Annotated in this window: 18 protein-coding genes; 1 reads left to right on the plus strand and 17 read right to left on the minus strand. The window is 60.2% G+C overall.

Annotated features, from left to right (window positions below):
* Positions 1-156: 156 nt before the first annotated feature.
* A complete protein-coding gene (gene hemE, locus C0Z16_RS22535) occupies positions 157-1,257 on the minus strand; it encodes a uroporphyrinogen decarboxylase (RefSeq protein WP_102634299.1) in 1,101 nt (366 codons plus the stop codon).
* A 216-nt stretch (positions 1,258-1,473) separates the two neighbouring features.
* Here hemE and C0Z16_RS22545 point away from each other — a divergent pair, with 216 nt between their 5' ends.
* Positions 1,474-2,271, plus strand: coding sequence for a transporter substrate-binding domain-containing protein (locus C0Z16_RS22545; RefSeq protein WP_102634301.1), 798 nt, complete (start codon positions 1,474-1,476; stop codon positions 2,269-2,271).
* 872 nt (positions 2,272-3,143) lie between these two features.
* Here C0Z16_RS22545 and C0Z16_RS22550 read toward each other — a convergent pair.
* From C0Z16_RS22550 to C0Z16_RS22625, 16 genes are all read right to left on the minus strand, one after another.
* Positions 3,144-4,874: an AMP-binding protein gene (locus C0Z16_RS22550; protein ID WP_102634302.1), complete on the minus strand. Its 1,731-nt coding sequence runs from the start codon at positions 4,872-4,874 to the stop codon at positions 3,144-3,146.
* 246 nt (positions 4,875-5,120) lie between these two features.
* The gene (locus C0Z16_RS22555) at positions 5,121-5,546 is read right to left on the minus strand and encodes a F0F1 ATP synthase subunit epsilon (RefSeq protein ID WP_027799204.1); all 426 of its coding nucleotides are present in this window, start codon (positions 5,544-5,546) and stop codon (positions 5,121-5,123) included.
* Between the two features lie 209 nt (positions 5,547-5,755).
* Positions 5,756-7,150 carry a F0F1 ATP synthase subunit beta gene (atpD, locus tag C0Z16_RS22560; RefSeq protein WP_020067427.1) on the minus strand — a complete coding sequence of 465 codons (1,395 nt, stop codon included), beginning with the start codon at positions 7,148-7,150 and terminating at the stop codon, positions 5,756-5,758.
* Between the two features lie 127 nt (positions 7,151-7,277).
* Entirely contained in the window at positions 7,278-8,162 is an 885-nt protein-coding gene (gene atpG, locus C0Z16_RS22565) for a F0F1 ATP synthase subunit gamma (protein ID WP_102634303.1), read from the minus strand.
* Positions 8,163-8,304: 142 nt separating this feature from the next.
* On the minus strand, positions 8,305-9,846 hold the full coding sequence (atpA, locus tag C0Z16_RS22570; protein ID WP_102634304.1) for a F0F1 ATP synthase subunit alpha: 1,542 nt from the start codon (positions 9,844-9,846) through the stop codon (positions 8,305-8,307).
* Between the two features lie 56 nt (positions 9,847-9,902).
* Positions 9,903-10,442, minus strand: a complete 540-nt coding sequence (locus C0Z16_RS22575; RefSeq protein WP_102634305.1) for a F0F1 ATP synthase subunit delta — start codon at positions 10,440-10,442, stop codon at positions 9,903-9,905.
* Positions 10,443-10,444: 2 nt separating this feature from the next.
* A complete protein-coding gene (locus C0Z16_RS22580) occupies positions 10,445-10,915 on the minus strand; it encodes a F0F1 ATP synthase subunit B (protein WP_102634306.1) in 471 nt (156 codons plus the stop codon).
* A gap of 138 nt (positions 10,916-11,053) precedes the next feature.
* Positions 11,054-11,323: a F0F1 ATP synthase subunit C gene (gene atpE / locus C0Z16_RS22585; protein WP_006050844.1), complete on the minus strand. Its 270-nt coding sequence runs from the start codon at positions 11,321-11,323 to the stop codon at positions 11,054-11,056.
* Positions 11,324-11,404: 81 nt separating this feature from the next.
* Entirely contained in the window at positions 11,405-12,256 is an 852-nt protein-coding gene (atpB, locus tag C0Z16_RS22590) for a F0F1 ATP synthase subunit A (RefSeq protein WP_102634307.1), read from the minus strand.
* Positions 12,257-12,422: 166 nt separating this feature from the next.
* The gene (locus C0Z16_RS22595) at positions 12,423-12,965 is read right to left on the minus strand and encodes an ATP synthase subunit I (protein ID WP_102634308.1); all 543 of its coding nucleotides are present in this window, start codon (positions 12,963-12,965) and stop codon (positions 12,423-12,425) included.
* Between the two features lie 578 nt (positions 12,966-13,543).
* Positions 13,544-14,431 carry a ParB/RepB/Spo0J family partition protein gene (locus tag C0Z16_RS22600; protein ID WP_102634309.1) on the minus strand — a complete coding sequence of 296 codons (888 nt, stop codon included), beginning with the start codon at positions 14,429-14,431 and terminating at the stop codon, positions 13,544-13,546.
* Positions 14,432-14,449: 18 nt separating this feature from the next.
* Positions 14,450-15,241, minus strand: a complete 792-nt coding sequence (locus C0Z16_RS22605; RefSeq protein ID WP_102634310.1) for a ParA family protein — start codon at positions 15,239-15,241, stop codon at positions 14,450-14,452.
* A gap of 78 nt (positions 15,242-15,319) precedes the next feature.
* Complete coding sequence (gene rsmG / locus C0Z16_RS22610; protein ID WP_102634311.1) at positions 15,320-16,003, minus strand: 16S rRNA (guanine(527)-N(7))-methyltransferase RsmG; 684 nt, start codon at positions 16,001-16,003, stop codon at positions 15,320-15,322.
* Complete coding sequence (gene mnmG / locus C0Z16_RS22615; RefSeq protein WP_102634312.1) at positions 16,000-17,958, minus strand: tRNA uridine-5-carboxymethylaminomethyl(34) synthesis enzyme MnmG; 1,959 nt, start codon at positions 17,956-17,958, stop codon at positions 16,000-16,002. Before mnmG ends, rsmG begins: the two co-directional genes overlap by 4 nt.
* A gap of 161 nt (positions 17,959-18,119) precedes the next feature.
* Entirely contained in the window at positions 18,120-18,872 is a 753-nt protein-coding gene (locus C0Z16_RS22620) for an ABC transporter ATP-binding protein (RefSeq protein WP_175130702.1), read from the minus strand.
* Between the two features lie 11 nt (positions 18,873-18,883).
* Positions 18,884-20,668 carry a branched-chain amino acid ABC transporter ATP-binding protein/permease gene (locus C0Z16_RS22625; RefSeq protein ID WP_102634314.1) on the minus strand — a complete coding sequence of 595 codons (1,785 nt, stop codon included), beginning with the start codon at positions 20,666-20,668 and terminating at the stop codon, positions 18,884-18,886.
* Between the last annotated feature and the right edge of the window lies 1 nt (position 20,669).

The raw sequence follows: 20,669 nt of genomic DNA on the forward strand, positions 1-20,669 counted from the left end.
TAAAGCTTCTACCGCGCCGCAGCGTGATGAATGTGTATAAGTCAAGTCTTGACAATCGCAAGACCGCCATCTGGCGGCCCAACCCGTACGAAATTTCCCTTAGGCCCAGAGCCCGGCGCGCTGCAATGCAGCAAAAAAACGGTAACGGTTACAGTGTCATTGCGGTGCACGCGCGCCGCTGCGAATCGCGCGGCTATGGCGGTGCACTTCGTCGACGAGTTCGGCGACGTTCTCCGGCGGAGTGAACTGCGAGATGCCGTGACCCAGGTTGAAGACGTGACCCGGATGATTGCCGAAGCTGTCCAGTACGGCGCGCGCTTCCATGCGGATGGCCGCCGGCGGCGCGAACAACACAGAGGGATCGATATTGCCTTGCAAGGCTACCTTGCCGCCGACGCGCTCGCGCGCATTGCGCAGGTTGACTGTCCAGTCCAGACCGACGGCGTCCACGCCGGTTTCGGCGATCTCGTCGAGCCATAGTCCGCCGCCCTTCGTGAACGTGATGACCGGCACCTTTTCGCCGTCATGCTCGCGCTTCAACTGGCTCACGACCTGCTGGATGTAGTGCAGCGAGAAGCGCTGATAGGCGCCGTCGGCGAGCGCACCGCCCCATGTGTCGAAAAGCATCACGGCTTGTGCACCGGCTTCGATCTGTGCGTTCAGATAAGCCGCAACCGAGTTCGCGTTGATCTCGAGAATGCGATGCATGAGATCCGGCCGCGCGTAAAGCATCGACTTGACAGTGCGGAAGTCCGCCGAACCGGCGCCTTCAACCATGTAGCACGCCAACGTCCACGGGCTGCCTGAAAAGCCGATAAGGGGCACGCGTTGACGGCCTTGCGCATCTGTCAGCGCCTTACGGATCTCGCGCACCGCGTCAGTCACGTAGCGCAATGTGGCGTCGATGTCCGGCACGGCGAGGCGCGCCACGTCGTCTTCGCTGCGCACCGGCCGAGCGAATGTGGGGCCCTCGCCGGTGACGAACTCGAGGCCGAGGCCCATTGCGTCCGGGACCGTCAGGATGTCGGAGAACAGAATGGCCGCGTCGAGCGGATAGCGCTCGAGTGGTTGCAGCGTGACTTCCGTTGCGAACGCCGGATTCTTTGCGAGCCCGAGGAAACTGCCCGCGCGAGCGCGCGTGGCGTTGTATTCGGGCAGATAACGGCCAGCCTGGCGCATCAGCCAGACCGGCGTGTAGTCAGTCGGCTGGCGCATCAACGCGCGCAGGAAAGTGTCGTTCAGGAGTTTATGGGCCACGTTGCATACGACTGAGGGCAAAGGAGCATTTTACCGGACAGCGCCCGCGCATCCCGCTCGATGCCGGCAATAAACTGCGGCGCGCCGTTCTCGGAGCCAGCTTCGGCAATGAGGCGCGGCACCGCAACCTGGCCGAACGGCCAATGTTCAACCGGAAATTGCCGGGCTATCATCCGACAGCCTTATTACACAACCACGCGCAACCAAGGAGACTCAATGAAGAAAGCAGCACTCGCACTGCTCGGCGTCCTCGCAGGTATTCTGATGCACACCGGCGCGGCTCATGCGCAAACTTCAAACACGGCCCAGCCCGCTTCGCGGCTCGACGAAATTCTCGCTCGCGGCACGCTGCGCGCTTGCACGACCGGCGACTACAAACCTTACTCGTTTCACAAAGGAGACGGCCAGTTCGAAGGGATCGACATCGACATGACGGAGTCGCTGGCCAAGTCGCTCGGCGTCAAGGTGGAGTACGTCAAGACTTCGTGGTCGAACCTGATGAACGACTTCGTCGCCAAATGCGATATCGGCGTGGGCGGTGTTTCGCCGACGCTGGAGCGGCAAAAGCGCGCGTTTTTCACACAGGCGTACATGGTCGACGGCAAGACACCGATCGCCCGATGCGACGACGTCAACAAGTATCAGACCGTCGCGCAGATCGACCAGCCAGGAACACGCGTGGTCGTCAATCCTGGCGGCACGAATGAACGTTTCGCGAAGCAGTTTTTTCCGCACGCCAACTTGACGGTCTACCCGGATAACGTGACGATCTTCAAGCAGATTCTCACCGGCAAGGCCGATGTGATGGTCACGGATGCGTCGGAAACGCTGCTCCAGCAAAAGCTGAATCCAGGCCTTTGCTCGGTGCATCCGGACAAGCCGTTCCAATACGGCGAGAAGGCGTGGCTGCTGCCGCGAGGCGACGTGACGTTCCAGCAATACGTCGATCAGTGGCTGCATCTTGCACGCGCGACTGGTGAGTATCAGGCCGTTTCGGACAAATGGTTGAAGTGACGTAGGCGGCTTCCGGCCACCCGCTTTTTCTTGACGCGCTCGAAACACTGGCGGCCGGGAACCCAACAGCAAGGTTGGTCAGCGCAATCGTGTAACGCGGCACGCGCACGCGGCACCGAAGTCAAACAATGGCGGTGGTTTGAGGTCCGCTGAACCGGCCCTTAGGCGCTGGCGGTTTGTGTGTGCTGTTTGTTGCGCCGCACCTGATGTCGCCAGGGATCCTCTTGCGATGGTCGGTTAGCGCGAACCGGTTGTAACAGCGGCGGTTTTTGAGCGTAACGATGAAGACGCAACCATTTCATGCGGTATCGGCTTAACAGTTTATGCGGCGCTATGCTTCTCGAATAGCATCAAACGGGTGTATTAAATTGCCGCGCAGTCATCGGTAGATGTTACTGTTTAAACGTTTCGATTTCGCAAAATGTCCCGGAGCGCCTTATCTGGCGGGCGTTACAACCTGAAACACTTTGTTACGGCGCTCCCAGCTTAATTCGCCCACAATGCCCTCAACGGTTTCAACACGGATGTGGCTGGGTGCGTGGTGTGAGCGGATACGATGCACTTGCCGGTCGGCGTATGCCGAAGCCCTGTGAAGGGGCATCCCTGCTGGGGCCGTAGTCGACGCAGGGTCGTCGTCTCAGTCGGTTCCTACTTTGGTCTCCTCGCGCTAACCCCGTAGCGTGTGGTTTTTAGCGGGCTCCAGGCCCGCTTTTTTTTCGTCTGGCCAAACGTTTGCGCACTGAAGAATGGCGCGTCTTACGTGCTTTTAGCGGTCGCTTGCTGTTTGGATCGCGCTTCCCGATTCCGGTTTGCCCTGATGGCTGCGCTTGAAATGGGCGCGCGTGGCGCACGCTTTCCCTCCAGCTGACGGTTCAGGCTGTCTTACCTTCCTCCAGCTTCAACTCGCTGATCATGCGTTCACGCATGACGAACTTCTGCACTTTGCCCGTTACCGTCATCGGGAGTTCGTCCACGAAGCGAATGTACTTCGGCACCTTGTAGTGCGCGATCTGGCCATGGCAGAACTGCTGGATTTCTTCCGCCGTCGCCTGTTCGCCCGAACGCAGCACGACCCACGCGCACACTTCTTCGCCGTACTTCGCGTCTGGCACGCCAAACACCTGCACGCTCTGAATCTTCGGGTGGCGAAACAAAAACTCTTCGATCTCGCGCGGGTAGATGTTTTCGCCGCCGCGAATCAGCATGTCCTTCAGGCGACCGACGATGTTGCAATAGCCTTCTGCGTCAAGCGTTGCCAGGTCGCCAGTGTGCATCCAGCCATCCACGATGCTCTCGCGCGTTTTCTCTTCGTCGTCCCAATAGCCTTGCATGACGGAATAGCCACGCGTGTAGAGCTCGCCCGTCTCGCCCACCGGCACGATGTTGCCGAGCGGATCGACGATCTTCACTTCCAGATGCGGCTGAATGCGGCCCACGGTGGTAGTACGCTTGTCGAGCGGGTCGGTGGTCGAGCTCTGGAACGAGACCGGACTCGTTTCAGTCATGCCGTAGGCAATGGTGATCTCTCTCAGGTGCATCCTGGAGACGACCTTCTTCATCGTTTCGATCGGGCATGGCGAGCCCGCCATGATGCCGGTGCGCAGCCGCGAAAGGTCATAGGAGGCAAAATCCGGATGATCGAGCTCGGCGATGAACATGGTGGGTACGCCATGCAACGCCGTGCACTGCTCTTCGGCGACTGCCGCGAGCGTCGCGGCCGGGTCGAACGCCTCGCCCGGAAACACCATGTTTGCGCCCACCGACACGCAAGCCAGTACCGCGAGCACCATCCCGAAGCAGTGATACAGCGGGACAGGAATGCACAGGCCGTCCTGCTCGCTCAGGTTCATGGCCATCGCAATGAAGCGCGCGTTGTTGACCACGTTGCTATGCGTCAGGGTCGCGCCCTTCGGATTGCCCGTCGTGCCGCTGGTGAACTGGATGTTGATGGCCTCGTGACACGAGAGCGCCGCGCCGATCGCGTCGAGCTTCGCGACGTCGAGCGTGGCGCGCCCCTGCTCGATCACGTCGGAGAAGCTCAGCATCCCGGGCGTTTCCGTGTCGCACATGCGGATGACGTAGCGCAGCTCGGGCAGCCTTGCGGCGTGCAGTTGTCCGGGCGCTTGCGTCGCGAGTTCGGGCGCGAGTTGCTGCAGCATTTCCAGGTACATCGACGTCTTGAACCGCTCCGCCGCGACGATAGCCTTGCAGCCAACCTTGTTCAACGCGTATTCGAGTTCGGCGAGCCGGTAAGCCGGGTTGATGTTGACGAGCACAGCGCCGATGCGCGCCGTCGCGAACTGGGTCAGCAGCCACTCCACGCGGTTCGGCGACCAGATGCCGACGCGGTCGCCCTTCGCAATACCGAGCGCCAGAAAGCCGGCGGCGAGCACGTCCACTTCTTCGGCGAACTCCTTCCACGTCCACCGAATCCGCTGTTCGCGAAACACCACCGCTGGCCGATCAGGAAAGCGCTCGACGGTGCCGCGCAGAAACTCGCTGATCGTCGCTTCGCTCAACGGAATCTCAGTCGATCCGCGGACATACGACAGGCCATCTTTCGGTTCGATGATTGCGCCTTCGCCTGACACTTGCGTTGCCATGGTGCTGTCTCCGGTGAGCGAATAGCCCTATTGAAATGAATTTGAAACCGATTGTGCCACCGGCGTGGGTCCGTCCGGCATCAAGTCTTACCCGCAGCGCTTCGCTGCGGCGGGCACTCGGCGCAGCTGCTTACTCGCTGCGCAATTGGAGCGCCGGCACACAATTTCGCTGACCTTTCCGTAAACGTCAAGTAAAGGTCAAAAAAAAGCAGCCGCGAGGGCTGCTTTCTCTCTGATACGTATTGCTTAGCTTTGACCGCGCAGTTTGCGCAGGCGCTGGATCGCAGCGAGTTGAGCCGTCGCGTACGCCAGTTCCGCTTGCGCGGTCGCGTATTCGAGGTTCGAGCCCGTGTTTTGCAGCGCTTCTTCTGCACGTTTGCGCGCATCTTCGGCCTTGGCTTCGTCGAGGTCCTTGCCGCGAATTGCCGTGTCGGCGAGAACCGTCACAGCGCCCGGCTGGATTTCGAGAATGCCGCCAGCAACAAACACAAACTCTTCGTCGCCGTTTTCAGCCTCAATGCGCACCGCACCCGGACGAATCCGCGTGATGAGCGGCGTGTGGCCCGGCAAAATGCCGAGTTCACCCGCTTCGCCCGGCAGCGCGACGAACTTCGCCTGGCCCGAGAAGATCTGCTCTTCCGCGCTGACGACGTCTACTTTAATGGTTGCCATAAGTGTCGACTCCTGTGGCGACAAGAGTAAGCGCTTTAGCGTTTACTCTGGCCCCATGCAAAGCTCGACGAGAGTTAGCGTTTTAGCGCTCGCTCTCGTCCCATGCAAGGCTGGGTTGAGCGTAGTGAGAAGCGCCGGGTCTGCGAAAAACTACCGGTTCGGTAGTCATTGCGCGCGGACTTCGGCGCCCGCTTCGTTACACCCGACCTTTACTGGATCTTCTTGGCCTTTTCGAAGGCTTCGTCGATCGTGCCGACCATGTAGAAGGCTTGTTCCGGCAGGTGGTCGCACTCGCCCTCAACGATCATCTTGAAGCCGCGGATCGTTTCCTTCAGCGGAACGTACTTGCCCGGCGAGCCCGTGAACACCTCAGCAACGTGGAACGGCTGCGACAGAAAACGCTGGATCTTACGAGCGCGCGCTACGGCGAGCTTGTCTTCGGGAGCCAGTTCGTCCATGCCCAGAATCGCGATAATGTCGCGCAGTTCCTTGTAGCGCTGCAGCGTTTGCTGCACGCCGCGCGTGATCGAGTAGTGCTCTTCGCCAATCACGTTCGGGTCGATCTGACGCGAGGTCGAATCGAGCGGGTCCACTGCCGGGTAGATACCCAGCGAAGCGATGTCACGCGACAGCACGACTGTTGCGTCCAGGTGGCCGAAAGTCGTAGCCGGCGACGGGTCGGTCAAGTCGTCCGCAGGGACGTACACGGCCTGAACCGACGTGATCGAGCCGGTCTTGGTCGACGTAATGCGCTCTTGCAGCTTGCCCATTTCTTCAGCTAGCGTCGGCTGATAGCCCACTGCCGACGGCATACGGCCGAGCAGTGCCGACACTTCGGTACCGGCAAGCGTGAAACGGTAGATGTTGTCGACGAAGAACAGCACGTCGAGGCCTTCGTCACGGAAGTGCTCAGCCATCGTCAGGCCGGTCAGCGCGACGCGCAGACGGTTGCCCGGCGGCTCGTTCATCTGGCCGTACACCAGCGCGACCTTGTCCAGAACGTTCGAGTCCTTCATTTCGTGATAGAAGTCGTTCCCTTCGCGGGTACGCTCGCCAACACCGGCGAACACGGAGTAACCACCGTGTTCCTTGGCGATGTTGTTGATCAGTTCCATCATGTTCACGGTCTTGCCCACGCCGGCGCCACCGAACAGACCCACTTTACCGCCCTTTGCAAACGGGCAGATCAGATCGATCACCTTGATGCCGGTTTCGAGCAGTTCAGTCGACGGCGACAGTTCGTCGAACGCCGGAGCCTTCTGGTGAATGCCGCGAACCACGTCCGAGTTGATCGGGCCGGCTTCGTCGATCGGGCGACCCAGAACGTCCATGATGCGGCCGAGAGTCGGCTTGCCGACCGGCACGCTGATCGGGTTACCGGTGTTCTTCACGACCGTGCCGCGACGCAGACCGTCCGATGCACCCAGACAGATGGTACGGACGACGCCGTCGCCCAGCTGTTGCTGGACTTCGAGGGTCAGTTCCGAACCTTCGAGAATGAGCGCGTCGTAAATCTTCGGCATGTCCGAACGCGGGAATTCCACGTCGATCACCGCGCCGATGCACTGTACGATCTTGCCTTCTACCAAAGCAGTAGTACTCATCGCTTTTCCTTTAGATACTCAATTCTTCACTCGCGCAAAGGCGCTGTTTCGATGGAATCGCCCAGACCGGTTGCCTGGACGGTGCGCCTTGTGGGCGCACACGAAGCGGTGCAACTGACCGTCAAGGTCAGACCGCCGCCGCGCCACCGACGATTTCCGATAGTTCTTTCGTGATCGCGGCCTGACGGCTTTTGTTGTACACAAGCTGCAGTTCGTTGATAACCGTCTTCGCATTGTCCGAAGCGGCCTTCATTGCGACCATACGGGCCGACTGCTCCGATGCCATGTTTTCCGCGACGGCCTGATAGACCAGCGCTTCGACATAACGCACCAGCAGTTCGTCCACCACTGCCTGCGCATCCGGCTCGTAGATGTAGTCCCACTGGGTGCTCGGCGTCGCGCCCTGCTCTTCCTTGCGCTCGAACTGATCCGCCGACAGCGGCAGCAGTTGCTCGATCACCGGCTCCTGCTTCATCGTATTGACGAAGCGCGTGTACGCGAGATACACCGCCGAAACCTTGCCTTCCGAGTACAGGTCGAGCTGCACCTTCACCGCGCCAATCAGCTTTTCCAGATGCGGCGTATCGCCCAGATGCACGACATTCGACACCACCTTGGCGCGCAAACGGTTCAGGAAACCCAAGCCCTTCGTGCCGATCGCAGTGGCTTCGATCGTCTTGCCCTGGCCTTCCAGTTCCTTGAACTTCTGCAGCGCCGCACGCAGCACGTTGGTATTCATGCCGCCGCACAGACCCTTATCGGTCGTGACGAGGATGATGCCCGCCGTCTTCGCGCCTTCGTTCGCCACCATGAACGGGTGACGATACTCGGGGTTCGCACGGCTCATGTGTGCAGCGATATCGCGGACCTTGTCGGCATACGGGCGAGCAGCGCGCATGCGCTCCTGAGCGCGGCGCATCTTCGATGCGGCCACCATCTCCATCGCTTTCGTGATCTTGCGCGTGTTTTGCACGCTCTTGATCTTGCCGCGAATTTCCTTCATTCCAGCCATTGCTTGCTCCTTGTCGGCCCGAGTTAGCGCTTCAGCGGCGCTTACCCGGGTCCCATGCAAAGCGATCGAAGCAGCGCGGGAACATTCGCATGCGGCCCGCGCCGCTTCAAGGTCCGTTTATGCCTTGCGGATCACTCGCGGATCAATAAGCGCCGGACTTCTTGAAGTCTTTGAGGGCCGTGTGCAGCAGGCCTTCGTCGTCCTTCGAGAGTTCCTTGTTGTCTTCGATGCGCTTGACCAGGTCAGCGTGGCTCGACTTCAGATATTCACGCAGGCCCTTTTCGAACGGCAGGACTTGCGACACTTCCAGATCGTCGAGGTAGCCGTTGTTCGCGGCGAACAGCGAAATAGCCAGTTCCCACACTTGCAGCGGCTGGTATTGCGGCTGCTTCAGCAATTCCGTCACGCGGCGGCCGCGCTCCAGCTGCTTGCGGGTTGCTTCGTCGAGGTCCGATGCGAACTGCGCGAACGCTGCCAGTTCACGATACTGCGCGAGGTCGGTACGGATACCGCCGGACAGCTTCTTCACGACCTTGGTTTGAGCCGCACCACCGACGCGCGACACCGACACACCGGCGTTAATTGCCGGGCGGATACCTGCGTTGAAGAGGTCGGTTTCCAGGAAGATCTGACCGTCGGTAATCGAAATCACGTTCGTCGGAACGAAGGCGGTCACGTCGCCGGCTTGCGTTTCAATGACTGGCAGTGCCGTCAGCGAACCGCTCTTGCCCTTGACTTCACCGTTGGTGAACTTCTCGACGTAGTCTTCCGAGACGCGAGCAGCACGCTCAAGCAGACGCGAGTGCAGATAGAACACGTCGCCCGGATAAGCTTCACGGCCCGGCGGGCGGCGCAGCAGCAGCGAGATCTGACGATATGCCCAAGCCTGCTTGGTCAAGTCGTCATAAACGATCAGTGCGTCCTGGCCGCGGTCGCGGAAGTATTCGCCCATCGTGCAGCCGGCGTACGGCGCCAGGTACTGCATGGCAGCCGATTCCGAAGCCGAAGCGGCGACGACGATCGTGTATTCGAGCGCGCCGGTTTCTTCCAGCTTGCGGACCACGTTCATGATCGACGAAGCCTTCTGGCCGATCGCGACGTAGATACAGAAGAGGTTCTTGCCCTTCTGGTTGATGATCGCGTCGACTGCGACTGCGGTCTTGCCGCACTGGCGGTCGCCAATGATGAGCTCGCGCTGACCACGGCCAACCGGCACCATCGCGTCGATCGACTTCAGACCGGTCTGAACCGGTTCCGAAACCGACTTACGCCAGATCACGCCCGGAGCGATCTTTTCGATTGCGTCGGTCTTCTTTGCGTTGATCGGGCCTTTGCCGTCGATCGGGTTACCCAGTGCGTCGACCACGCGGCCGAGCAGTTCGGGGCCAACCGGCACTTCCAGAATGCGGCCCGTCGTCTTGACGATGTCGCCTTCCGAGATGTGCTCGTACTCACCAAGAATCACGGCGCCGACAGAGTCGCGCTCGAGGTTCAATGCGAGACCGAACGTGTTGCCCGGGAATTCGAGCATTTCGCCCTGCATCACTTCCGACAGGCCGTGGATGCGCACGATACCGTCGGTCACGGAGATCACGGTGCCCTGGTTGCGAACGTCTGCGCTCGCTTCAAGGCCCTGGATCCGGCTCTTGATCAGCTCGCTGATCTCAGAGGGATTGAGTTGCATTATTCGCTCCTGATAGTCAATTCTGTTGCGTGCCAGCCGCTTCAGCGCGAGGCGCTTCAGGCCGTCAGAGCCGTTTGCATGCTGGCAAGCCGCGCGCGGACCGAGGTATCGAGCACTTCGTCGCCGACCGTCACGCGTACGCCGCCGATCAACGACGAGTCGATCTCGACCGTCGGCTTCAGCTTGCGTTTGAACTTGCGTTCGAGACTTGCGACGAGGTCGTTCAATTGCGCGCCTTCGAGCGGGAATGCGCTGACGATCAGCACATCGGCCGCCCCTTCGCGGGCGTTCTTCAACTCTTCGAACTGTACGGCGATTTCCGGCAGCAATTGCAGGCGATGGTTGTCCACCAGCATTTGCACCAGATTCTTCGCTTGCGCGTTGTCCTTGAGCGGCGACTTGACCGCGGCCAACAGCAGTTCGCTGACCTGGGCGCGGCTTACTTTCGGGCTCGAGGAGATCGACAGCACTTCGGGCAGACGCGCAACCTGTGCCAGCTCCTGCACGAGCGTGGACCAGGCGGCGATGTCACCAGCTTCGGCCACGCCAAACAGCGCTTCTGCGTACGGACGGGCGATGGTTGCAAGTTCGGCCATGATCAGAGCTCGGCTTTCAGTTGATTCAGCAGGGCAGCATGCGCTGCCTGGTCGACTTCGCGCTTCAGGATCTGTTCAGCGCCCTTCACAGCCAGTGCGGCGACTTCGCCGCGCAGCGTTTCGCGCGCCTTCACAACTTGCTGCTCCGCGTCGGCCTTCGCTTGCGCGATGATGCGAGCGGCTTCAGCCTGTGCTTGAGCCTTGATTTCGTCAGCGACTGCCACTGCGCGCTTTTCTGCGTCAGCAATACGTTGCTGACCGTCGTTGCGTGCCTGGGCGAGTTCCTGGTCGACGCGCTTGTGAGCGGCTTCCAGTTCTGCCTTGCCCTTTTCAGCAGCCGACAAACCGTCAGCGATCTTCTTTGAGCGCTCGTCGAGGGCGTTGATCAGCGGCGGCCACACGAACTTCATCGTGAACCACGCGAGGATCAGGAACACGACCATTTGCGCAAACAGGGTTGCGTTGAGATTCACGGTGTTTCCTTAAACGTTGCTAGTTCGGAAAGTGAAACGGCAAGGCGCTCATCGATTCTGTATTCGATCAGCGCCCAAGTGCCCGTTCCGCCCTGCGCCTTTACCAGTTATAGCTCAGGCGCAAACTTCCGAGGAACCTCAGCCTGCCAGCTTTGCCAGCAGCGGGTTCGCAAACGCAAACAGCATTGCCACACCAACGCCAATCAGGAACGCCGCATCGATCAGACCAGCCAGCAGGAACATCTTGGTTTGCAGCGGGTTCATCAGTTCCGGCTGACGAGCACATGCTTCAATGTACTTGCCGCCCATCAGGCCGATACCGATACAGGCGCCGATTGCACCCAGGCCGATGATGATGCCGATACCGATGGCGGTCAGACCCTGGATGTTGGCGATGAAAGCTTGCATGATCACTCCTTTGTGAAAAGTCTTTTTAGAACTGGTTGGAACTGGGATTTAAAAACTACGATTCTTTAGCGACAACGCGGATCAGTGCGTGTCGTGTGCCTGGCCGATGTACACCAGCGTCAGCATCATGAAAATGAACGCCTGCAGCAGAACGATCAGGATGTGGAAGACTGCCCACACGCTGCCGGCGATCACATGGCCGATGAAGCCAAGCACCGTCGTGTCCGCGCCGAAGCTCCAGATGCTGCCGAGCAGGGCAATCAGCAGGAACAACAGTTCGCCCGCGTACATGTTGCCGAACAGCCGCATGCCGAGCGAGACCGTCTTCGCGACGAACTCGATGATGTTCAGTGCAAGGTTCGGGATCCACAGAAGCGGATGCGCGCCGAACGGAGCGGACAGCAGTTCGTGCACGAAGCCGCCGGCGCCCTTGATCTTGAAGTTGTAGTAAATCATCAGCGCGAACACACCGAGAGCGATGCCGATCGTGCCGTTCAGGTCGGCAGTCGGAACAATGCGGTGGTGCGGGATGGCTTGCGACAGACCCAGCCAGTCGATTACGTGGCCCGGCAAGTCGACGGGGATAAAGTCGAGCGAGTTCATCAACGCGACCCAGACGAACACGGTCAGCGCCAGCGGTGCGATGAACGTACGCGTGCCGTGGATCATCGACTTCGATTGATCTTCGACCATTTCGACCAGCATTTCGATCGCGCACTGGAAACGGCCCGGCACGCCGGACGTTGCCTTACGGGCAGCAAAATGCAGGATAAGAATAGTGGCCAGACCGCAAACGATCGACCAGAAAAGGGTGTCCAGATTCCACACGTGGATGTCGAAAATCGACGTCTGGTGCCCGGTGGAAAAGTTCTGCAAGTGGTGCGCGATGTACTCGGACGGATCCATTGCGCGCGTGCCTTCGCTAGCTGCCATATCGTTAAAGCCACCCAAATTGTCGAAAATCGTCTTAGGCCGCGCCCGCCGAAAGCTCTATTGCGGGAACGCGCCGGGTGCGGACCGTGTCATCCGCACACTCTTACCGGCGCCTCGCGCCGGCTTCAAATCTTTTGCTGTTACCTCGTTGCTACTTCGCGGGGTGTCAACGCCACGCCAACGCAATCCAGTACGTCTTGAGCGCGATGAGATAAGTCACGAGCAGCGGAACCCAGCGTACGTCGTGATACCAGAAGGCGATGGCTACAAACATCGCGATCGTTGTCCCCATCTTGAGCGCTTCGCCGATCATCCAGCTCATCACTGTTTCGGCGCCACTCAGCGTTCTCAGCCGCGCCGCGAACAATGCGCCCGGCACCCAGCAGATCGCCCCCCCCAGGAACGCGGACAGCGCAGCAGCGCCCGGCGGCTCATAGAACAGCCACCACACCAACGTTGCACCCAGGGACAAGACCATTTGCGCCGCCACGACCTTGAAAGGCGTAACGCGCGATGGACGACTCACATTGGGACCAAACAGCTTTTCAGCTTCGGCCCGCGTGAGCGGAACGATATTGTTATCTTGCTCGGCATCCCACGGTTCTTCGTGCGTGGCATGCTGACCGGAGGACGCATCCGAAACGGTGCGTTCATCGCGGTGTTCGTCGCGCCCACTTTTCGGCGCTTGATTCGACGCTTTGACAGCCATCGCAGTGTTCCGAAAGTCTCGTTCCGAGCAGCGAGCTTTCGCTGCGCTTACGGGGTTGCCGTGCAATTAAATCCGGGCGATTGTAAGCGATAGTTGCAGGCAATTCAAGACTTTAGGCCGTTCAATAAACGGAGCGAAACGACGCTTCGCGATGTGGAAAAGCCTTCATGGCAAAGGGCAGCACGTCAAATGTAAGGCGGCTGGACAGGGGCAAAACATGCGCATGGAATGATCTCATTCCACTTTCGTCGATTGGCCTGAAAAACGTTGCGGTGGACGTCTCGAAAATGCAACAAACAACTATTGTGATTTGCTCCGGGCACGGCGAGATGCTTTTTGCGGGGTCGCGCCTGCATGAGGCCCCCCTTCTCTCCCCTTGGACGCGCGCCAAGGGCGCAGCGAGCGTATTATCGTCGATGTCGAAGTTAGTTAGGATTCCCGGATACTTTCGGCGCGCGAGCAAATTGGTCCACCGACAACTCGCCAGCACGCCGCGACTCAATGCCACTGCATCACGGAAGCGGCGCGCAAGCAATTCGCAGCGCCGCTCACGTAGTCAATCTCAAGCAATCAAAAGCTTAAGCTGTGGCATTTCCGCGCAGCCGCACAAGAATGCCTTCCAGCGCGTCCAGATCGCCGAAGTCGACAAGCACTTGTCCGCGACCGCGCCGGCCGAGCTTGATCTTCACCGTCGAGGCGAGCAGATCGGACAACTCTTCTTCCAGGCGTCTAGTATCGCGGCCGCCGTCCGGATTGGCGCGCGCCTTGACCGTCGGCGCCGCTTTTGTTGTTGCCGTCACCAGCTTTTCGGTCTCGCGCACGGACATGCGCTTGTTAATGACCTGGTTGGCCAATGTGATCTGCGTCGCCGCATCTACTGCGAGCAATGCGCGCGCGTGACCCATGTCGAGATCGCCGGCGAGCAACATCGTTTGAACCGGCGTTGCGAGGTTGAGCAGACGTAGCAGGTTCGACACGGCGCTGCGCGACCGGCCGACCGACTCTGCCGCCTGTTCGTGCGTGAAATTGAACTCGTCGAGCAAACGCTGGATGCCCTGCGCTTCTTCCAGCGGATTCAAATCCTCGCGCTGAATGTTCTCGATTAGCGCCATGGCTGCGGCGGCCTGATCGGGCACGTCCTTGACCAGCACCGGCACTTCTTCCAGACCCGCCAGACGAGCCGCGCGGAAACGTCGCTCGCCGGCAATGATCTCATACTTGTCCGCCGAAACCGGCCGCACGAGGATCGGTTGCATCAATCCCTGAGCACGGATGCTGGCCGCCAATTCCTGCAATGCGCCTTCATCCATGCGCGTGCGCGGCTGATACTTGCCTGCCTGCATTTTGCTGAGCGGCAGCACGTTCGGCGCACCCTCGATCACCACGGCCTCGGTGATGTCGGCACTACCGCCGAGCAACGCTTCCAGGCCGCGGCCCAATCCCTTCTTTCTTGCTACTGCATTCATCGTGCTTCCTCGATCCGCTTAGGATGCCAGGGGCGCGTCATTCAGTGCGCGCACCCGCTCAATCATTTCCGCGCCGAACTGCACATAGGCTTGTGCGCCACGCGACGCCCGGTCGAACACCACGCCCGGCAAACCATAACTGGGCGCCTCGGCAAGACGCACATTACGCGGAATCACCGCGTCGAACACCTTGTCGCCGAAATGCTCTTTCAATTGATCAGAAACCTGCTGTTGCAATGTGATGCGCGGGTCGTACATGACGCGCAACAAGCCGATCACCTTCAAATCACGGTTGAGGTTGGCGTGCACCTGTTTGATCGTGTTGACCAGATCGGACAGCCCCTCGAGCGCGAAGTACTCGCATTGCATCGGAATCACCACGCCATGTGCGGCGCACAGGCCGTTGAGCGTTAGCAGAGACAAAGCCGGCGGACAGTCGATCAACACGAAGTCATATTCGCTTTCGATCGCGACAAGCGCGACCTTTAGCTGACGTTCGCGGTTTTGCACGCTGACCAGTTCGACCTCGGCGCCGGCGAGTTCCCGGTTGGCGGGTAGCACGTCATAGTCGACAGCTTCCGGCCGCATCCGCGCGTCAGCCGCGGAGACGCCATCCACCAGCACTTCGTAGACGGTGTTTGCGCATGCCGCCTTATCGATTCCGCTGCCCATGGTGGCGTTGCCCTGCGGGTCCAGATCGATAAGAAGCACTCGCTGTCCCTGCGCTGCCAGGCTCGCCGCCAGATTGACTGTCGTCGTCGTCTTGCCGACGCCACCTTTCTGGTTCGCAACGCAGAAAATTTTTGCCATCGTCGGAGTGTCCCTTTTCTGCTTCAAGAAGTAGTTACGTTGTCAGTTCTGGATAGCGGCGCGCGCGAGCGGCGACGCTTAGCTGGCTTCATCCACTAGCACCGTGATCAGATGGCGCTCGGCGTCGAGGAACGGCACGTTCAGTCGAACGATCTTTTTCACGTGGGCGCCTGCCGGCAGGCGCTCGATCTCGCCGTCCGGACGCACCCCTTTCATCGCCAGAATCGCGCCCTGCTCCGCAACCAGATGACGGGCCAGTGTAACGAAATCGGCGAGCTCTGCGAATGCTCGCGAGACGATTACGTCGAACTTTGCCGGTACTTCGGCGCCGGGCTGCAACGTCTCCACACGCCCCGTGACAACTGAGAGATTAGCGAGCCCGAGTTCGACCTTGGCCTGAGCCTGAAAAGCCGTCTTCTTGTGGACGATGTCGTTCACTGTGACGCTCCAGTCGGGCCGAACGATCGCCAGCACGATGCCTGGCAAGCCACCGCCTGAACCGACGTCGAGCACCGAGCGCGGGCTGCGCTCCGCCAGATGCGACACGATCGAAAGCGAATCGAGGATGTGCTGAATCAGCATCTGGCCCGGATCCCGGATCGCCGTCAGGTTGTAGACGGCGTTCCATTTAGCCAGAAGCGCCACATAGTCGAGCAGCTTGCCCAATTGCGCGTCGCTCAACTCGAGGCCGAGTTCCCGCACGCCGTCTGCGAGAACTGGCGCCAATGCTTCCCGGTCGCTTCCTTTGGACTTCGACGTCATTGCGCCACCGGCTTGCTGTCCGCGCCCGGTTCGGCGGGCTTCGCCGGACGACGCCCCAAGCCGCGTTTGAGATGAACCATCAGCAATGAGATGGCCGCCGGCGTGATCCCCGAGATGCGGGACGCTTGACCAATAGTCTCGGGACGAAATTGCGTGAGCTTTTGACGGGCCTCGAACGACAGCCCTCTAACTTCCGCATAGTCAAACGCGTCAGGCAGCCGCGTACTTTCGTGCGCTTCGTTACGCTCGATCTCATCCGCTTGGCGGTCGATATAGCCCTGATACTTGATCCCGATTTCGATCTGTTCCTTGACCTGAGCCAGCAATACTTCGTCGTCTGCCAAGGTTTCAGGCGCGGCACAGGCACCGCCGCGGAGCCCGCAGACTCCGTCGTACGTTACGCCCGGGCGACGCAAGAGATCGGCGAGGCTGTACTCGTGATCGATGGGCTTACCGAGCAAGGCAGTCGCTTCGTCAGCGGCTAACGTCTTAGGATTCACCCAAGTTACCCGCAATCGCTCTGTTTCACGTGAAACAGCGTCGCGCTTGCGGCTGAATGCATCCCAGCGCACGTCGTCCACGACGCCAAGCTGCCGGCCCATTTCTGTGAGCCGCATGTCGGCGTTATCTTCTCGCAGGCTTAACCGGTACTCTGCCCGGCTGGTGAACATTCGATACGGCTCGGACACGCCTCGCGTCACCAGATCGTCGACCAGCACGCCAAGATAGGCCTGGTCGCGACGCGGGCACCATGCGTCCTTGCCCTGAACGAACAGACCCGCGTTGATGCCAGCCAGCAGACCTTGCGCCGCCGCTTCTTCATAGCCCGTCGTGCCGTTGATCTGGCCCGCAAAAAACAGGCCATCTATCACTTTAGTTTCGAGCGACGCCTTCAGCCCGCGCGGGTCGAAGTAATCGTATTCGATTGCATAGCCCGGCCGCAGGATATGCGCGTGCTCAAGACCGCGCATCGACCGCACCAGTTCAAGTTGCACGTCGAACGGCAGGCTCGTAGAGATTCCGTTCGGGTAGAACTCGTTCGTAATCAGGCCTTCCGGCTCCAGAAAAATCTGGTGCGATTCCTTCGACGCAAAGCGGTGAATCTTGTCCTCGATGGACGGGCAATACCGCGGCCCCACCCCTTCGATCACGCCCGTGTACATCGGCGAACGGTCGAGCCCGCCACGGATAATGTCGTGCGTGCGCTCATTCGTATGCGTGACCCAGCACGGCATTTGCCGCGGATGCTGCTCGGCGCGGCCCAAAAACGAGAACACCGGAACCGGGTCAAGATCGCCCGGTTGCTCTTCGAGCTGAGAGAAATCGATCGTACGGCCATCGATACGCGGCGGCGTCCCTGTCTTGAGGCGGCCTTGAGGCAGCTTCAATTCCTTGAGACGTGCCGATAACGACACAGCCGCCGGATCACCGGCGCGGCCGCCCGTGTAGTTGTTCAATCCCACGTGGATCTTGCCGTCGAGGAAAGTCCCCGCCGTCAGAACGACGGCGCGCGAGCGGAAACGAATCCCCACCTGCGTGACTGCGCCGACGACGCGATCGCCTTCCACCAACAGATCGTCCACCGCTTGCTGGAAAAGCCACAGGTTCGACTGGTTCTCCAGCCGATGACGGATCGCCTGCTTATAGAGCAGACGGTCGGCCTGCGCACGCGTCGCGCGTACGGCGGGGCCCTTGGACGAATTGAGGATCCGGAACTGGATACCGCCCTCATCCGTCGCGGCCGCCATCGCACCGCCGAGCGCGTCGACTTCCTTGACCAGATGGCCCTTGCCAATGCCGCCAATCGACGGATTGCAGCTCATCTGCCCGAGCGTCTCGATGTTGTGGGTCAGCAGGAGCGTCTTATTGCCCATGCGCGCCGAGGCCAAAGCCGCCTCTGTGCCAGCATGACCTCCGCCGACGACGATTACGTCAAATTCTGTGGGAAAAAGCATCGCGGATCTCACGCCGCATCGCCGCGTGAGCCTTCTAGGAAAAATGTATTGGCGAATTATAGCGGGTTCGGTTTCGGCCCCGAATTCGGCGGAATGGCCAAGACGTAAAAAAACGGCGTGTTTCACGTGAAACACGCCGCTCTCGACTACTCAACGGCAAGTCACGCCGCCTTTTTTGCGAGCCCTAGATACGTTTCGATCACCCGAGGATTCTGCGCAAGCTCAGCCGCCGCCCCTTCGAGCGCCAACTCCCCTGTCTCGAGCACGTAGCCATAGTCGGAAATCTGCAACGCTGCGCGAGCGTTCTGCTCGATCAGGAGCGTCGCCACGCCGGTCTGACGCAGCGCGTTAATGATGTGAAAAATCTCCTTCACGATCAGCGGCGCCAGACCCAAGCTCGGTTCGTCCAGCATCAGCAAGTCCGGTTTGCCCATCAATGCTCGACCGACCGCCAGCATCTGGCGTTCGCCCCCTGACAACGTCCCCGCCGCCTGCTTGCGGCGTTCCTTCAGGCGCGGAAAAAGCTCGAATACTGGCTCGAGCTGGTCCAGAAAGTTGCGCTCACCCGCGCGCTTGCGCCGATACGCGCCGAGAACGAGATTGTCCTCGACTGTCATCGACGCGAATAGCTCGCGCTTTTCCGGCACGAGGCACATGCCACGGGCCACGCGCTTCTCGACCGGCACCGCACTGACGTCTTCGCCTTGGTACACCACCGCGCCCTTCGCGTGACCCGTGGTCGGCAAAGCGCCCATGATTGCGTTGAGCAGGGTGGATTTTCCCGCGCCGTTCGGACCGATTACCGACACTATTTGACCAGGCCGCACCGTGATCGCCGCGCCGTGCAGCGCCTCAACCTTGCCGTACCGGACTGACAAACCGTTCACGTCGAGAATCGGTGCGGCAGCATTCATGATGTTGTCCATTACTCCACCCCACCGAGATACGCTTCGAGCACCGCCGGATCCTGCTGCACTTCCTGCGGCAGACCTTCCGCGATACGCGTGCCGAATTCCATGACGACTAGCCGATCGGTGAGATTCATCACGAAGTCCATGTCGTGTTCGACCAGTAGCACGCTCATGCCCTCCGCCTTTAGCCGGCGCAGCAGATCTGCCAGTTGCAGCTTTTCCTGGTACCGCAAACCGGCCGCGGGTTCGTCCAGCAGCAGCAAAGTCGGATCGCAGCACAATGCACGAGCGATTTCAAGAATCCGCTGCTGTCCCAACGCGAGACTTCCCGCTTCGTCGTACATGTGCTGCTCGAGTCCGACGCGGCGAATCTGGCGAGCGGCCTCCGCCATCAGGCGCGCTTCTTCCACACTGTTCAAACGCACAACGCTCCGCCAGACGCCCGCATGTCCTCGCAAGTGTCCGCCGATTGCGACGTTCTCGAGCACCGTCATGCCCGGCAGTAACTTGACGTGCTGGAACGTGCGGCCGATTCCCCGTTTGACGATTTCACGTGAACTGAGCGCGTCGATGCGCTCCCCGCGAAAAGTGATCTCGCCGCTAGTGGCTTGCAGCACGCCCGTTACGAGATTGAAGGTAGTCGATTTGCCCGCGCCGTTTGGGCCGATCAATCCGATGATCTGCCCGGCTTTCACGTCGAAGCTGACGTCGTTCACGGCGACAAGACCGCCGAATTGCTTGCGGGCCTTGTTAACCGTGAGCAGGTTCTCGCCGGCCGTCGGCTTGCTGCGTTGCGGCAACGCCTCTGCTTGCTCCGGCAAATGCGCGCGCGGTCCACGTGGGAAGAAGCGCGCGACGAACGGCCAAACGCCTTGCCGCGCGTATTGCAGCAACAGCACCATCAGAAGGCCAAAGACGATCACTTCAAAATTGCCGTTCTCGCCCAGCAGCTTCGGCAGCAGCGTTTGCAGATAGTCCTGCAACACCGTCAAGATCGCCGCGCCCAGCACCGCGCCCCAAACGTGCGATACACCGCCGACCACGGCCATAAACAGAAATTCGATGCCGTGATTCAAACCGAACGGCGTCGGATTCACCGCGCGCTGCAAATGCGCGTATAAAAAGCCCGAAACGGATGCCAGCACCGCCGCGTAGACAAAGATGACGACGCGCATCCACGCCGTATTCACGCCCATCGCTTCGGCCATCATGCCGCCGCCGCGCAGCGCGCGAATCGCCCGCCCGGGGCGGCTGTTAAGCAGATTCTGAAGGGAGACCACCGCGCCGAGCACCACCAGCCAGATCAGGTAATAGATATGGCGGCCGGATTCCAACTCAATGCCAAAAACGTTGAGCACCGGAATCCCGTTGATGCCGTCGTACTTGCCCAGCATTTCGAGGTTGCCGAACAGGTAGAACAGCGCGAGCCCCCACGCGATCGTGCCAAGCGGCAGAAAGTGGCCGGACAGACGCATCGTCACGAGGCCGAGCATCAGCGCGACCAATGCCGTCACCAGCACTCCCGCAATCAACGCAAGCCAGGGCGAGACACCGTAGCGCGTCGTCAGATACGCGGTCGCGTATGCGCCGATGCCCACGAACGCCGCCTGCCCGAAACTCGTCATCCCGCCGATGCCCGTCAGCAGCACGAGCCCGATCGCAACGATCGAATAGAGGCCGATGTAGTTGAGCAGCGTCACCCAGTACTCGGGCACGTGAATCGGCTGCGGCAACACCGGCAACGCGAACAGCACGACGAGGAACAGCCAGAAGAACTTGTTTTTCATGATCCGTTTCATC

Origin of the sequence: Paraburkholderia rhynchosiae (genome assembly GCF_002879865.1) — a bacterium.
Classification (GTDB): Bacteria; Pseudomonadota; Gammaproteobacteria; order Burkholderiales; family Burkholderiaceae; genus Paraburkholderia; species Paraburkholderia rhynchosiae.

Excerpts from the sequence above, each read along its gene's own strand:
- C0Z16_RS22620 (WP_175130702.1), bottom strand. The coding sequence starts at position 18,872 with ATGAATGCTGCCGCACCGATTCTCGACGTGAACGGTTTGTCAGTCCGG.
- rsmG (WP_102634311.1), bottom strand. The coding sequence starts at position 16,003 with ATGACGTCGAAGTCCAAAGGAAGCGACCGGGAAGCATTGGCGCCAGTT.
- C0Z16_RS22595 (WP_102634308.1), bottom strand. The coding sequence starts at position 12,965 with ATGGCTGTCAAAGCGTCGAATCAAGCGCCGAAAAGTGGGCGCGACGAA.
- C0Z16_RS22550 (WP_102634302.1), bottom strand. The coding sequence starts at position 4,874 with ATGGCAACGCAAGTGTCAGGCGAAGGCGCAATCATCGAACCGAAAGAT.
- C0Z16_RS22625 (WP_102634314.1), bottom strand. The coding sequence starts at position 20,668 with ATGAAACGGATCATGAAAAACAAGTTCTTCTGGCTGTTCCTCGTCGTG.
- atpA (WP_102634304.1), bottom strand. The coding sequence starts at position 9,846 with ATGCAACTCAATCCCTCTGAGATCAGCGAGCTGATCAAGAGCCGGATC.
- mnmG (WP_102634312.1), bottom strand. The coding sequence starts at position 17,958 with ATGCTTTTTCCCACAGAATTTGACGTAATCGTCGTCGGCGGAGGTCAT.
- atpG (WP_102634303.1), bottom strand. The coding sequence starts at position 8,162 with ATGGCTGGAATGAAGGAAATTCGCGGCAAGATCAAGAGCGTGCAAAAC.
- C0Z16_RS22605 (WP_102634310.1), bottom strand. The coding sequence starts at position 15,241 with ATGGCAAAAATTTTCTGCGTTGCGAACCAGAAAGGTGGCGTCGGCAAG.
- atpB (WP_102634307.1), bottom strand. The coding sequence starts at position 12,256 with ATGGCAGCTAGCGAAGGCACGCGCGCAATGGATCCGTCCGAGTACATC.
- C0Z16_RS22545 (WP_102634301.1), top strand. The coding sequence starts at position 1,474 with ATGAAGAAAGCAGCACTCGCACTGCTCGGCGTCCTCGCAGGTATTCTG.
- C0Z16_RS22575 (WP_102634305.1), bottom strand. The coding sequence starts at position 10,442 with ATGGCCGAACTTGCAACCATCGCCCGTCCGTACGCAGAAGCGCTGTTT.
- atpE (WP_006050844.1), bottom strand. The coding sequence starts at position 11,323 with ATGCAAGCTTTCATCGCCAACATCCAGGGTCTGACCGCCATCGGTATC.
- C0Z16_RS22555 (WP_027799204.1), bottom strand. The coding sequence starts at position 5,546 with ATGGCAACCATTAAAGTAGACGTCGTCAGCGCGGAAGAGCAGATCTTC.
- C0Z16_RS22600 (WP_102634309.1), bottom strand. The coding sequence starts at position 14,431 with ATGAATGCAGTAGCAAGAAAGAAGGGATTGGGCCGCGGCCTGGAAGCG.
- atpD (WP_020067427.1), bottom strand. The coding sequence starts at position 7,150 with ATGAGTACTACTGCTTTGGTAGAAGGCAAGATCGTACAGTGCATCGGC.